Below are 13,759 nucleotides of genomic sequence, written 5' to 3' on the forward strand. Positions count from 1 at the left end.
TCCGGGAACCCGCATATCGGGTTCCCGGAAGGCATGATATTCTTTCCTCTCCTGGAGGAGGCATCCTGACGGAAGCCTCCTCCCTTTTTACCTTGCCCCCTGGAAGGATCAAAATGTCCAGACTTACACGACGTAGCGTAGCGTCTATGCTGGCCGTGCTTCCCCTAGCCGAGCTTCCCCTGTCCGTGCAGGCCAAAGCGCGGACGCCGGATGCGATCGTAAGCCCGACCGGAGAGCCGGGCAGCTATGCCACGCTTCAGGCCGCCGTCGATGCCGCGCCGTCGTCGACGACCTCTCCTTATCGCATAGAGATCAGGGCAGGCACCTTCGCGGGCCAGACGACGATCCGGCGGGCCAATATCGAAATTTTCGGGGCCGGTATTGCAAAAACCGTCCTGACCAACGACGCCTATGCCGGGAAAATAGCACCTGACGGCAAGCCTTATGGCACCTTCCGCACCGCCACCCTGAACGTTCTGGCGCCGGGGTTCAGAATGGAAAATCTGACCATCGAGAATGGGTTCGATGCCCCCGCCGAGATGCGTCGCCCCGGTGGTTTGCGCGCCGATGAAGGCGGCAGCCAGCAAGCCATTGCGCTCTCATTGGGGCGCGGCAGCGACCGGGCCGTGGTGCGCAACTGTCATATTCTCAGCCATCAGGACACCTTGTATTGCGCCGAAGGTCGCGCGTTGTTTGAAAGGTGCCTGATCGCGGGCAGTTACGATTTCATCTTTGGGGGTGCGATTGCGCTGTTCGAGCGCTGCGACATCCGGTCGAGGCCGAGGCTCGACCCGGTCGAAGGCTATATCGCCGCCCCCAGCACGATGATCGATCAGGCGGCGGGTCTGACATTTTTCAGATGCCGCCTGACGGCGGATGCAGGGGTGCCCGACGCAAGCGTGTTTCTGGGGCGGCCGTGGCGCGCCTCCACCACGTTGAATGGCAAACGTGTGGGCGATCCGCGTTCGGTGGGTATGGCGGCCTATCTTGAGTGTCACATGGGCCGTCATATCTCGCCCTTGGGATGGACGCGCATGTGGTACACCGGCCCCGACGGTAATCCCAAAACATGGTTCGAGCCTGAAGACGCGCGCTTTCGTGAATACCGCAACACCGGGCCGGGGGCCCGCGGTACGCGCCGGGGCCAGACCCTGACACCGATCGAAGCCCTCGCGCTTTCGCGTCCGCGTCTATTCGGTGACTGGATGCCAAGTCACGTCTGATACCCAACCCGCTTACCTTGCCTATCAAAAAAGACAATGCGGTCGTCGCTGTCCGCACCCCTGCAGGAAGACTCCCATGAAGCTCAAATATCTTGTTGCCGTCACGGCACTCTGGCCTCTGGCCGCATTCGCTCAGACGCCTGAAGCCACCATCACGCCAACCCCCAAACCGGCGGTAAAAAAGATCAACCCGTCCAAAATTATCCTCGTCGGCGATTCGACGACGGCGGTGATCGGCGGCTGGGGGCCAAGCTTCTGCGGCTATCATGTGAGTTCGTTTGCCAATTGCGTGAATCTGGCGCGCGGGGGTCGCAGTTCGCGGACCTATATCGCGGAGGGTTCGTGGGATATTGCCCTCAACGAAATGCGCACCCCCGGATACAGCAAGGTGTGGGTGCTGATTCAGTTCGGCCATAACGACCAGCCGGGTACGGACCGCACGACCAATCTGGAGACCGAGTTTCCCGACTATATTCGCCAGTATGTGCGTGAGGCCAGAGCCGCAGGCGCCATACCCGTTCTGGTGACGCCCCTGACGCGCCGCGCTTTCGACGGCCCCAAGCACGTGAATTCTCTGGCACCGTGGGCCGAGGCCGTTCGCCGCATTGCCACCGAAATGCAGGTGCCCGTGATCGACCTCAATGCCGACAGTGCCAGAGCCGTACAGGCGATGGGGCAAGAGGCGGCCGATCGTTTTGCGCAATTGCCGCGCGGGGCAGAACCGACAGGCAAGATTCAACCTCAGAAGAAGGCCGGTGAACCGCTCCCGACGGTGGTGCCTAAACTGTCTTTCGACGATACGCATCTGGGGCGCGAGGGCGCGGATTACTTTGCCGACATGGTGGCGCGCGAACTGGCCGCTGCGGTGCCCGATATGCGACCCTTGCTGGTGGTCACGCCGTAAGGTGGTGCGTGACATGACTCAGACACCAGCGGGTTCGGTGTTGCAGGTGTTCGTTACGGAGACCTATCGTATCGACCTGGCCGACACGTCCGCCGACCCATTGCTGACGCGCCTCACCGCCGCTTGCCACCGTGTGGCGGCGGAGGATAAGGCCGGGCAGGCGTGGTCGAAAGCCAAGACCTACCAAGGCTACACGTCCTACGGATCGATTCTGGATCTGACGGTCATCGATCCGGCGTTCGGGGAACTCAAAGCGCTGATTGAGACACAATCGCTTATTTACGCGAGGCTTCTTGAACTGGATTTGCAGGGAAAGGTGCCCAAACTCTACAATATGTGGATCAATGTTCTTGACCCGGGCGGCGGGCATACAGGGCACAACCACCCCCTGAACGCGTTTTCAGGCACGATCTATCTTGAAACGCCGCCGGGGTCCGGTGATCTGGACCTCGAAGATCCGCGCCAGCCGCTCCTGATGCACGCACCGCCGCGTCAGGCGAAGGCCGAACCCTTTCGCAGGACCTTCATCAGCGTAACGCCTCAGCGTGGCACGCTTGTGCTCTGGGAAAGCTGGCTGCGCCATCAGGTCGGCATCAATACGGGGAACGGCAAGCGTCTCTCCATCAGTTTCAATCTCGATATGTAAATCCGGCGAACAGGACAGGACATGAAGGACATATCTGCCTCGGGTTCGCTGATGCCGGCCTTTGCGACGGACATTTACAAGACCGAACTGGCCGGGACGTCGGCGGATAGTCTTGTCACGCGGCTGGACACAGGGTGCCGCCGGATGGCCGTCGACGACCGTGAAGGTCAGCAGTGGTCCAAACGCAACGGCTATCCCGGTTACACGTCTTACCCGTCTGTGCCTGACCCGGCAGACGTCGATGATGCTTTCGCCGAACTGAAACCGGTTCTGGCGTATCAGGCCGCCCTTTTTGCCGCGCAGGCCCAGTTGGACTTAGGCGGTAAAAAGCTGCGGGTGACGCGCCTGTGGATCAACCTGCTTGAGCCGAACGGGGCACAGCCCAGCCATATCCATACCCATAGTGTCCTATCGGGGACGCTTTATACGAGCGTGCCCGAAAATTCCGGAAAACTGAGGTTCGAAGATCCCCGTCTGGGCATGATGATGCATGCGCCCGCACGTCTTCCGGATGCCCGTCTGTATCGTCAGACCTTTATTCCGGTTATTCCGCAACGCGGCACGCTTTTGCTCTGGGAAAGCTGGTTGCGTCAGGAAATAACGACGAACCTGGCGACGGGCCCAAGTGTCTCGCTAAGTTTCAATCTCAACCTCGAAAACTGATAAATCGCTTAATGACCCCGTGAGAGTGGCTTTCGGGGCCGTCTTCGACACGCTATGGTCGTGGGCAGAATCTGGCTCGCTCGGAGGCACGGTGGACAAGGCGGTTGTATATGGTCAGGCATTGACGCATCTGCGCTTACGGGCGCGTCTGTCTCAGGATCAGGCCGCCAAAGCCGCCGGCACGTCGCAACCTACCTGGGGCCGCTACGAAAGCGGCGATAGCCGCGCCTTCTACGAGCGCCTGACGGTGCGCAGCCGGATACTGGCGGCTCTGGGGTTTACCGCCCGCGATCTGGAGGCCGAGGTGAGGCTTCTGGAGCATGATGAAAGATTTCCGTCGGCCTTGGATCGCGCCGACGCGCCTGAAACGGGAATGTTCGAAACCGACCCTGCCGTCAAGACGCTTATGGATCGATTGGGCGGTCCGCATATACGATTTATGCGACAACTGACTGAGGACATGGCGCCGTACCTGCAGGCGGGGGAAGTTGTCTTTTATGATCTGAAGGCCCTGCCGCGCCGGTATGGGGGCGTGGTCGTCAAGCTGAAAAGCGGCGGGTATCTGGTACGCCGGTTTATCCGACAGGGCAGTCACTTTGTGGAGCTTCTGCACTACGAGGCGAGCGATACAGAGGGGCGGCCCGCCTATGAAGAAGTGATCGGCAAGCTACCGTTGACGGAGGTCGATGGTCTTTATCCCATTGTCGCGGCCGGAAGTCATTTTGAATAAAATATGCGATAAATGAATAATATTGATTGACGCGAAATTCATCATGCTTCATCTTTTGATTGTACAAAAGGAGAAGGTGATGGGGGCGCTAAAAGAGGCACATCCGGTCGATCGGCACGTGGGTTTGACCATTCGCCGGTTGCGCAAGGCGCGCGGATGGTCGCAGGAGATACTGGCCGAAGGGATTGGGGTTACATTCCAGCAGGTGCAGAAATACGAGCGGGGAACCAACCGAGTCAGTTGTTCGAAGCTGATGGATATCTGTGAGAAGATGCAGGTGCATCCGGTCGATATACTGCCGACGCCGCAATGGGATTGTGCGCCTGCCACGGTTTGCGGCTGGTTTGAGGACGCGCAATGGATATATTTTCGCAATCCTCATCTGCTGAGGGAACTCGGTCGCCTGAGCCCCTTGCAGCTTAAGGCCATTCATGCCGCCGCGCGGGCGTTCAGCTAAAGCGATATATCCGACTGGCTGACGACTCTATTTTAAAGTCGTTCCAGTCTAAGCCTTGAGTGCGCGGTCGAGAGCCGTGGTGAGGCGGATGTCTTCGGCCGTTACGTCCGGGGAAAAGCGTTCGATGACCTTGCCACCGCGGCCGATGACGAATTTTTCGAAATTCCACAGCACTTCGCCCGCCGGGGTGGGCGGGAAGCCGTAGCCTGCGAATTTTTCCCGCATGATTTCGTCGCCGGTCGCTTTCGGGCGGGCCTCGGTCAGGGCCTTGTACAGGGGATGCTTGCCGTCCCCTGCGACGCTGATCTTGGCAAACAGGGGGAAGGTGACGTCGAAATTCGTAGAACAGAAGCTGGCGATTTCGGCTTCGGTGCCGGGTTCCTGCCCCATGAAGTCGTTGGCGGGGAATCCTAAAATCTCAAGGCCTTCGCCTTGCCTTGCCCGATAAAGCGCTTCAAGGCCTTCGTATTGCGGCGTGAGGCCGCATTTCGACGCGACATTGACGACCAGCAACACCTTGCCCGTGAAATCCTTCAACGTAGCGTCCGATCCATCGATGCGGCGCAGGGGGATGTCGTAAAGATCGCTCATGGGGGCACTCCGTTTCACTCACCATAGAAGCGCGTCGCAGGGCGGGTCAATAAAAAAGGGCCACCCGGAACGGTGGCCATTTTTTAGAAAACAGTTTATAAGACAGGATATTAAACGATCTTTGGCGCAATATCTTCTGAAGGGGTTTTGGCGGCCCCGCCGGGGGCAAATTGCTCCAGATGGAAACGCAGATAGTTGCACATGGTCAGGGCGTAGATTTCCAGCCGGTCATGACTATGCCGATGGGAAAACTGTTCGCACAGGATGACGATTTCCATATAGATCTGGTTTTGCAGACGAATATAGTCGAAATCGAAATCCGCGGCTTCGCAGAGTTGCAGGTCGTCGAGGCGTTTTTGCTGGGCGATATCGGGCGTATATTCCATGCTTTTGGGGGTGCCGCTGGCTTCGCAGGCGGTGAGGAGCGCCTCGTTCAGCCAGATATGGCCCTCCGCCATCTGACGGGCATAGGTCTGGATTTCCGGCTGGCGGCTACGCAGGCTGGCGGTCCGGTGGACCTGAATGGCCAGGCTGTTGAGACGCGACACGGCGGTGACGAAGGTTTCTGGCGTCAGGCGGCGGTGAAATAGATGGCCGGACGGGAAGGGGATGGCGGTGGCAATCAGATCGCTCAGGCGATGCGGGGACATATACATGCGGTCTTGTCCTTCGGGGAAGGTTACTGACAGACTCGCTTCTGAAAAGACCCGACATTGCGGCAACCGCAACGCTTTACCATCATGATTGCCCTTCTTATGCAGTGGCCTGAGGGCGGGACCTGTCACGAAAATCCCATGTCTTTCTGGCGAAAGCAGGGCCGGACTGTGTTCAATTGTAAGGGAATTTATCCAATCGCGACGCAAGGGCGCGGGCAATGGCTTCGATTGCCATAATAGGGCTAGGCTGATCCGCGTAAGGATAAAATATATGGCCAGAGAGTCGCTTATAAGGAAATCGCAAAGGTAGTGCTCGCACAATCTGTGCGATATTGATCGCGAGGTTGAAATCTTTGGAACTGACGCAAACGATTGAACACGAGCGGGCGCGCAATTTCGACTGAATATGATTGAATTGGTTGGCCCTTGCGCGCTATAGAGTGAAAATAGATCGACCAATGGGCCGCCACCCATCGCCAACAAAAAATAACCGGAGACGCTCCATGCCCCTTTTGTCCCGTCTGATCGCGGCTGTGATCGGCCTGTGTCTGATGTCGGCCGCGCCGGTAATGGCACAAAACGCGGCGTCGGACCTGCGACCGAAATACCTGCTGACAGGCGCGATCGACCGGGAAAATGACGACCTGTCGGGGCAGTGGACCTATTCGAAGGATCTCTACCGGACGGGCCTGACCGACATCAATGGTTGGGTCGCCAAATCGCGCATGCAGCGCTATCGCGACCTCGACGTGGCGGCCGAAGAGGCGAAAGGCGGCGCGACCTTCTTCGAATTCGACATGGACCGCGGACCGCAGATGTCCATCCCCGGCGCATGGAATGCCGCGGAACCGGAACTGCGCTATTATGACGGCCTGATCTGGTTCCAGCGCAAGTTCACGCCCAAAGCGCTGAGCGGCAAACGCGCGTTCCTCCGTTTCGAGGCCGTCAATTATCGCGCCTATATCTATCTGAACGGCAAGGAAATCGGCCGCCACGAGGGCGGTTTTACGCCGTTCGTGTTCGAAGTGACCGACGCGTTGAAAGCGGGTGAGAACCGCCTGACGGTCGGCGTCGATTCGAAACACGACGGCAAGACGATCCCGACCGAGATCACCGACTGGGACCTCTATGGTGGCATCACGCGCCCGGTGCGTCTGATCTATACGCCGCAAACCTTTGTCGACGATGCGACCGCGACCCTGACGACGCAGGGCCGCATCACGGGCAGTGTGCAATTGAACGGGGCGAATGCCGCCGGTCAGGCCGTGACCTTCGCGGTCGCCGGTGCCGGGATCAAGGTCAGCGCCACGACCGACGCCACGGGCTATGCGGCCTTTGACGTCAAGGCGCCCAAGGGGCTGAAGTTGTGGTCGCCGGAAAGCCCGACGCTTTACGATGTCACCTTCTCCGCCGCCGGGGATACGCTGAAGGACCGGATGGGTTTCCGCACGATTGCGGTGAAGGGCGAGCAGATACTGCTCAATGGCAAGCCGATCTTCCTGCGCGGCATTTCGCTGCATGAGGAGGAGTTCGGCACCAATCCGGCACGACGCATCACGCCTCAGGCGGCGCGCGCGCTGCTGAGCGAGATCAAATACGGCCTGCACGGCAACTATGTCCGCCTGTCGCACTATCCGCATTCGGAGGTGACCGTGCGCCTGGCCGATGAGATGGGGCTTCTGGTGTGGAGCGAAATCCCCGTGTACTGGACGGTGGACTGGGAAAACCCGGAGGCTCTGGCCAAGGTCAAGCATATGCAGGCCGAAACCATCTATCGCGACCGCAACCGCGCCTCGGTCATCCTGTGGAGCGTCGGCAACGAGACGCCGATTTCCGAACCGCGCACCAAATTCCATAACGCCATGGCCGACAATGCCCGTGCGCTCGATCCGACGCGTCTGATTTCGGCAGCGCTGCTGGTCGAACGCAAGACCATAGACGGCCACGTGGTGATCGCCATCGACGACCCGCTGGTCGACAAGCTCGACGTCATGGCCGTCAATACCTATGCCGGCTGGTACGGTGACGACAAGCTGGATGCCCTGCCGGACATGCGCTGGACCGCACCGCAAAAGAAGCCGATCGTCCTGTCGGAATTCGGTGCCGATGCGCTGGCCGGGTATCACGCGGTGGGCGAACCGAAGAAGTTCAGCGAGGAGTATCAGGCGGAATATTACCGCAAGACGCTGGAGATGGCCGACAAGATTCCGGGGCTGCAGGGGATGTCGCCGTGGATTCTGAAGGACTTCCAGTCGCCGCGCCGCGAACATCCGATCTATCAGAACGGCTGGAACCGCAAGGGTTTGCTGTCGGAAACCGGCGAGCACAAGCTGGCCTTCGAGGTGCTGGCCGACTACTATGTTCGCAAGGCGGCCGACACCGCAAAATAGTTGCGGAAAATTTAGTATCAAAGGCGACAGGATCGTGATTTAGTTTCCGCAATTTCATGCTGGGAGCTGAATCATGCGCAAATCAATGGCCTTGCTGGCCCTGTCCGTAGGCGTATCTCTGTTGCCGATGTCGGCCTTTGCCGACGCGGAGAAGCCCGCCAATCTGATCGCCGACGGTATCCCGGCGGTGCCGGACGCCATGGTTGCAGCGACGCGGCCCTATATGGAGTTTCGCACGGCGGGCTTCCGCGGCTGGAATCCGGTCGACAAGTCGATGTTGATCTCGACGCGCTTCGGCAATGTCGCGCAGCTTCATGTCGTGAAAATGCCGATGGGGGCGCGCACCCAGATTTCATTCGAGGCCGAACCGGTCGGCGGTAGCTGGTCGCCGCAGGGCGACGTGCTGCTGGTCTCGAAGGATACCGGCGGCAGCGAGTTCTTTCAGCTCTATACGCTGAAAGACGGCAAGCTGACGCTTCTGACCGATGGCAAGAGCCGCAACGGTTTTCAGGGCTTCTCGAAGGACGGTGAACTGATCGCTTACAGCTCGACGCGCCGCAACGGCACCGACAACGACCTTTACGTGATGAACCCGCGCGCCCCGAAGACCGACAGAATGGTCGCCGAGGTCAAGGGCGGTGGCTGGGGCTTTGCCGACTTCGCGCCGGACAAAAAGACCGCGGTCATCGCGGAATATGTGTCGGTGACCAAGTCGAACCTGTACCTGCTCGACCTCGCCACGGGCCAGAAGACGCCGATCGGCGACCATAAGAAAGACATCGCCTATGGTGGCGCGACCTTTGCGCCGGACGGCACGTTGTGGGTGACGTCCGACGAAGGTTCGGACTTCCAGCGCCTGGGGACGCTCGACATCAAGACCGGCAAGTTCACGCCGAAGTCGCCGGAGCCGAAATGGGATGTCGACAGCTTCGATATTTCCGACGACGGATCGATGATTGCTTATTCTGTCAATGAGGCGGGCGTGACGCGCCTGCGTCTGCTCGATCCGAAGACGGGCAAATCGACCCCTGTCACCGGCCTGCCGGACGGCACCATCGGCGGTTTCGACTTCGCGCCGTGGGGCGAGATCGGCCTGACGCTCGCCTCGGCCAAGGCGGCGTCGGACGCCTATTCCGTCGATCCGAAGACCATGACGGTCAAGCGCTGGACGCAGTCCGAAACCGGTGGGCTGGACCCCAATGTCAATGCCGAGCCGCAATTCGTCGAGGTGACCTCGTTTGACAAGGAAAAGGTGTCGGGCTTCCTCTATCGCCCCGATCCGAAGAAGTTCCCCGGCAAGCGCCCGTTGATCGTCAATATCCACGGCGGTCCGGAAGGGCAATCGACGACGGGCTTCCTCGGTCGCACCAACTATCTGGTCAACGAACTGGGTATCGCCGTCTTCTATCCGAACGTGCGCGGCTCGACCGGCTTCGGCAAGCGCTTCGTGTCGCTCGATAACGGGCCGTTTCTGCGCGAAAACTCGGTCAAGGATATAGGGGCCTTCCTCGACGTGCTGGATAAGGACGCCGGCGTCGACGCCTCGAAGATCGCCGTGACCGGCGGGTCTTACGGCGGCTATATGTGCTACGCGGTCGCCATCCGTTACGGCGCGCGGCTGAAAGGCGCCAATTGCGTGGTGGCGATTTCCAACTTCGTCACCTTCCTTGAAAACACCCAGAGCTATCGCCGCGACCTGCGCCGCGTCGAATACGGCGACGAGCGCGACCCGAAGCAAAAGGCCAAGCTGCTGGAAATCTCACCGATGACCAGTGTGGCGAAACTCAACATCCCGCTGATGGTGGTGACGGGGGCCAATGATCCGCGCGTGCCGCAATCCGAAGCCGATCAGATGGTGGCTGCCGTCCGCGCCAAGGGCGGCATGGCCTGGCATCTGGTCGGTAAGGATGAGGGCCACGGCTTCGCCAAGAAAGCCAATCAGGACTATCAGTTCTGGGCGAGTTTGATCTTCTGGGAAAAGACCTTGTTGGGGGAGTGACCCTTTTCTACTCCTCCCTGGCTTTGCCGGGGAGGGGGACCATTGGCGGAGTCAATGGTGGTGGGGTATCTTACTGAGGTTCCGTATCCGCTATCATAAGTAAGCAAGAACCCCCACCACCACATCTCACCGCTTCGCGGCTCGTGCGGTCCCCCTCCCCAGTAAACTGGGGAGGTATAAGAAGTTAAAACAGCCCCTTCTTCCTGAGCTTTTGCAATTCCGCCAGCACGGCGGCTTCGCCCTGCGTGCTGAGCAGCGCCTGAATGCGGTCGCCACCGAGTTCACTCATGGCGACGTGACGGTACTTCATCAGGTAATTCCCCGCTGCGGGGTCATAGCCGAACTGCGGGGCCAGCTTTTTCAGTACGTCGTCAGCGGCCGTCGAAACCGTGTGCGAATGGCGGTAGTTGTCGTCCGACGCCGTGTGGATCAGGCATTCGCGCCAGATGCCGCTTTCCCCCGTCAGGCCGGTACTCCAGTTCACATCGAGACCCTTGTCAGTCTGGCGCAGATACCCCGCCTTGACCGGATCGACGCGGGCGATGATCGCGGCGGCCTCCAGCCAGACGACGAACTTCGGCGCGTCCTCACCCAAAGGCGCGGCATGGGCGCAGGCCTGAGTAATGACCAGACGCGGCGATAGCCCGCGCGCCATGGTCTCGGCGATGCCAAGGATGTGGTGCGAGCCCGTGGCCGCTGGGCCGCCGATACGCAACTCACTGAGCAGCGTCCCGTCGGGCTTCCACTGAAAGACCATGATCTTGGCCCAGTCGTGCCAGATCGCCGCCGCCGAGACGAGGTCGCCATCGACCGGCACATCGCCCGCCCTGGCGTAGCGCTTCGACAGGTCGGCCCCGATGCGCTGGTTGAGCAATTCGTGTTCCGGCAGGCCGCCCGGCCAGCCGTGGTGCGAATAGAGCGTGCCACCCGGCGTCGCCGCGAACGACTGCGGCGAGGTGGGACAGGCGGTGCCGTCGCCGTTCAGCGGTGGAAATACTCCGGTCATGGTCGCGGTGCTGGTGTCGGCGACAAAACCCCGTGCCGCCAGTTGCCCGAGGATCGCGGCCTTGTCGGCGTCGCTGAGATTGGCGCGATGGCGGATACAGGTGCCGGGTGTCAGGGCATCGACGGTCGGCGTGCGGATCGCCGGATCTTTCAGGCCCTTTGCGGTCGCCTGAAGGGCCTTGTAATCGTCCAGCAAACGCTGAGAGACCTGCGGTTCGGCATTCGCTGCGCCCGCCAAAAGGATCAGGCTAAAGGGCAGGGCTTTCATTTCAGTTTCCCGATCAATGCCTTGGCGGCGTGCGGGTTTTTCACCTTGTCGCCGCTGATCACATAGGCAAACACATCGCGCGGCTTGCCGTCACCACGGTGTCCGACGCAGGCAATGTCCTCCGGCACCTTGCCGTGAGCGATCGTCTTCAATCGCGTCGTCCATTCATCGAGCGCCGCCTCAGAATAGCCGATGGGTTCCTTTTCCTCGGTGCCCAGCAGCCGCATATAGACGAAGCTATCGGAGGTCTGGTCGCCGATCTGCGGGAAGTCCTCGTCGAAGGCGTTGACCACGGCGACGTTGTAATGCCGCGCCATGTCGATGAATTCTGCGTTCTGAAAGGTTGGGCTGCGCACCTCGACCGCATGACGCAGGGCCACGCCGTCGTGCGATTTCGGCAGCAGTTTCAGGAAGGCTTCGAAATCCTCGGCATCGTACTTTTTCGTCGCCATGAACTGCCAGTTGAACGGCCCCAGCTTGTCCTTCAACTCGGTGACGCCCGACCCGATGAACTTCTCGATCGACTCGCCCGCTTCGGCCAGTACCCGGCGGTTGGTCGTATAGCGCGAGCCCTTGACGCAGAAGACGAAACCGTCCGGCGTATCGTCGCGCCACTTGGCGAAGGTTTCCGGCTTTTGCGTGCCGTAATAGGTCGAGTTGATCTCGATCGAGGTCAGTTGCCGGCTGGCATATTCCAGCTCTTTCTTCTGAGACAGGCCGTCCGGATAGAAGGTGCCGCGCCAGGGTTCGAAATTCCAGCCGCCGATGCCGATATAGATGCTCATGAGGTGCCTCCGTTTGCCGCACTGAACGCCAAAGCGAGCTAAGCGTCGAGTGAAAAAGTCATGACGGCTGAAATTGACAACAAGCGTCAGCAGGGCGTGGACGTGGACGGTCCGCCGCGATAAAACGGCGCATGAGCGATCTTAAGACCTTCCTCGACTGGCAATCCCGGCGCACCGAACTGTCCGCCGAAGTTATGGCGGGTCTTCAGGCCGCTCGCCCGATCCGGTTGGATACAGAAGGGCTGGGCGCCGAAGGTTGGGGCAGTGATATTCCATCGGGCTGGGCCGTCGTGCCGGGGGAACCGCTGCGTATGGGCGGTTACGACGAAGATCGCGGCATCTACGACAGCGACGTCTTTGCCGGGGACGGCGGGGAGCGGCGGACCGTGCATCTGGGGATCGATATCTTTGCCCCCGCCGCAAGCGCGGTGTTTGCGCCGGTCCACGGTCGCGTCCATTCCTTTCAGAACAATGACAACCTGAAGGACTACGGCCCGACGATCATTCTTGAACACGCGCCGGAGCCGGAGGTGATCTTCTGGACGCTCTACGGACATCTGAGCCGCGACAGTCTCGACGATCTCTATATCGGCAAAGAGTTCGCGCAGGGCGACCGTCTGGCGGCACTGGGTGAGGCCGACGTCAATGGCGGCTGGTCGCCGCATCTGCATTTTCAGCTGATCCTCGATATCGGCGATAAGGTCGGCGATTTTCCCGGCGTATTTAAACGCTCAGAGCGTGAGCGGTGGAAGACAATCTGCCCTGATCCGCGTCCATTCTTAGGTATGGCATGACTCCTCTGTACCAGGACGAAGCCCTGCTGGTGTTCGACAAGCCAGCGGGGCTGCTGAGCGTCCCCGGACGTTTGCCGGAAAACAAGGACTCGCTGGCCCTGCGCGTTCAGGCGATATGGCCTGACGCCCTGATCGTGCATCGGCTCGACATGGCGACGTCGGGCCTGATTGTCATGGCGCGCGGCCCGGAGGCGCATCGCACCCTGTCCATCGCCTTTGCCGAGCGCCGGGTGCATAAGCGCTACGTGGCGGTGGTGGCAGGGCAGGTGAGGGATGACGCTGGCGAAGTCGATCTGCCGCTGATCACCGACTGGCCCAACCGCCCGAAGCAGATGATCGATCATGACATCGGCAAGCCGTCCCTGACGCGTTATCGGGTCATTGAGCGCGCCACGGATCGCACGCGGGTCGAACTGGAGCCGGTCACGGGGCGGTCGCATCAGTTGCGCGTCCATATGATGGCCCTGGGGCATCCGATTATCGGCGACGTTTTCTATGCGCCGCCGGAGGTTCAGGCCCTGAGCTCGCGCCTGTTGCTTCACGCGGAACGGCTTGAGCTGCCGCACCCGGTGAGCGGCGAAGCTCTGCATTTCGAAGCGCCTGCCGCCTTCTGATTTTTTACGCGCTCTTTATGCGAAGCGGCCCCCT

General features: G+C 60.3%; 14 protein-coding genes. 10 read left to right on the forward strand and 4 right to left on the reverse strand.

Annotation, left to right across the window (positions count from 1 at the left end):
- Nucleotides 1–113: 113 nt before the first annotated feature.
- From PQU92_RS15395 to PQU92_RS15420, 6 genes are all read left to right on the forward strand, one after another.
- Complete coding sequence (locus PQU92_RS15395; RefSeq protein WP_272749141.1) at nucleotides 114–1,223, forward strand: pectinesterase family protein; 1,110 nt, start codon at nucleotides 114–116, stop codon at nucleotides 1,221–1,223.
- Nucleotides 1,224–1,299: 76 nt separating this feature from the next.
- A complete protein-coding gene (locus PQU92_RS15400) occupies nucleotides 1,300–2,127 on the forward strand; it encodes a rhamnogalacturonan acetylesterase (RefSeq protein WP_272749142.1) in 828 nt (275 codons plus the stop codon).
- Between the two features lie 13 nt (nucleotides 2,128–2,140).
- A complete protein-coding gene (locus PQU92_RS15405; protein WP_272749143.1) occupies nucleotides 2,141–2,773 on the forward strand; it encodes a TIGR02466 family protein in 633 nt (210 codons plus the stop codon).
- A 21-nt stretch (nucleotides 2,774–2,794) separates the two neighbouring features.
- Complete coding sequence (locus PQU92_RS15410) at nucleotides 2,795–3,436, forward strand: TIGR02466 family protein (protein WP_272749144.1); 642 nt, start codon at nucleotides 2,795–2,797, stop codon at nucleotides 3,434–3,436.
- 25 nt (nucleotides 3,437–3,461) lie between these two features.
- On the forward strand, nucleotides 3,462–4,166 hold the full coding sequence (locus PQU92_RS15415) for a helix-turn-helix domain-containing protein (protein ID WP_272749145.1): 705 nt from the start codon (nucleotides 3,462–3,464) through the stop codon (nucleotides 4,164–4,166).
- Nucleotides 4,167–4,188: 22 nt separating this feature from the next.
- Complete coding sequence (locus PQU92_RS15420; RefSeq protein WP_438263831.1) at nucleotides 4,189–4,623, forward strand: helix-turn-helix domain-containing protein; 435 nt, start codon at nucleotides 4,189–4,191, stop codon at nucleotides 4,621–4,623.
- Between the two features lie 48 nt (nucleotides 4,624–4,671).
- Here PQU92_RS15420 and PQU92_RS15425 read toward each other — a convergent pair whose 3' ends face one another.
- Nucleotides 4,672–5,214 (reverse strand): glutathione peroxidase, encoded by a 543-nt coding sequence (locus PQU92_RS15425; RefSeq protein ID WP_272749146.1) that lies wholly within the window; start codon nucleotides 5,212–5,214, stop codon nucleotides 4,672–4,674.
- Nucleotides 5,215–5,324: 110 nt separating this feature from the next.
- The gene (locus PQU92_RS15430; RefSeq protein ID WP_272749147.1) at nucleotides 5,325–5,870 is read right to left on the reverse strand and encodes a DUF4142 domain-containing protein; all 546 of its coding nucleotides are present in this window, start codon (nucleotides 5,868–5,870) and stop codon (nucleotides 5,325–5,327) included.
- Between the two features lie 503 nt (nucleotides 5,871–6,373).
- Between PQU92_RS15430 and PQU92_RS15435 the strand changes: the two genes are divergently transcribed.
- Both PQU92_RS15435 and PQU92_RS15440 read left to right on the forward strand, forming a co-directional pair.
- Complete coding sequence (locus tag PQU92_RS15435) at nucleotides 6,374–8,260, forward strand: glycoside hydrolase family 2 protein (protein WP_272749148.1); 1,887 nt, start codon at nucleotides 6,374–6,376, stop codon at nucleotides 8,258–8,260.
- 73 nt (nucleotides 8,261–8,333) lie between these two features.
- On the forward strand, nucleotides 8,334–10,259 hold the full coding sequence (locus tag PQU92_RS15440) for a S9 family peptidase (RefSeq protein ID WP_272749149.1): 1,926 nt from the start codon (nucleotides 8,334–8,336) through the stop codon (nucleotides 10,257–10,259).
- A 184-nt stretch (nucleotides 10,260–10,443) separates the two neighbouring features.
- Here the strand turns inward: PQU92_RS15440 and PQU92_RS15445 are convergent, their stop codons facing one another.
- Together PQU92_RS15445 and PQU92_RS15450 are read right to left on the reverse strand one after the other, a co-directional pair.
- The gene (locus tag PQU92_RS15445) at nucleotides 10,444–11,532 is read right to left on the reverse strand and encodes a hypothetical protein (RefSeq protein WP_272749150.1); all 1,089 of its coding nucleotides are present in this window, start codon (nucleotides 11,530–11,532) and stop codon (nucleotides 10,444–10,446) included.
- Nucleotides 11,529–12,317 (reverse strand): DUF72 domain-containing protein, encoded by a 789-nt coding sequence (locus PQU92_RS15450; protein ID WP_272749151.1) that lies wholly within the window; start codon nucleotides 12,315–12,317, stop codon nucleotides 11,529–11,531. Before PQU92_RS15450 ends, PQU92_RS15445 begins: the two co-directional genes overlap by 4 nt.
- A gap of 131 nt (nucleotides 12,318–12,448) precedes the next feature.
- Between PQU92_RS15450 and PQU92_RS15455 the strand changes: the two genes are divergently transcribed.
- Together PQU92_RS15455 and PQU92_RS15460 are read left to right on the forward strand one after the other, a co-directional pair.
- Complete coding sequence (locus PQU92_RS15455; RefSeq protein ID WP_272749152.1) at nucleotides 12,449–13,111, forward strand: peptidoglycan DD-metalloendopeptidase family protein; 663 nt, start codon at nucleotides 12,449–12,451, stop codon at nucleotides 13,109–13,111.
- Nucleotides 13,108–13,725 (forward strand): pseudouridine synthase, encoded by a 618-nt coding sequence (locus tag PQU92_RS15460; RefSeq protein ID WP_272749153.1) that lies wholly within the window; start codon nucleotides 13,108–13,110, stop codon nucleotides 13,723–13,725. The genes PQU92_RS15455 and PQU92_RS15460 overlap by 4 nt, the downstream gene beginning before the upstream one ends.
- The last annotated feature ends 34 nt before the right edge of the window (nucleotides 13,726–13,759 follow it).

The organism is Asticcacaulis aquaticus (assembly GCF_028550415.1).
In the GTDB taxonomy this organism is placed as follows: domain Bacteria; phylum Pseudomonadota; class Alphaproteobacteria; order Caulobacterales; family Caulobacteraceae; genus Asticcacaulis; species Asticcacaulis aquaticus.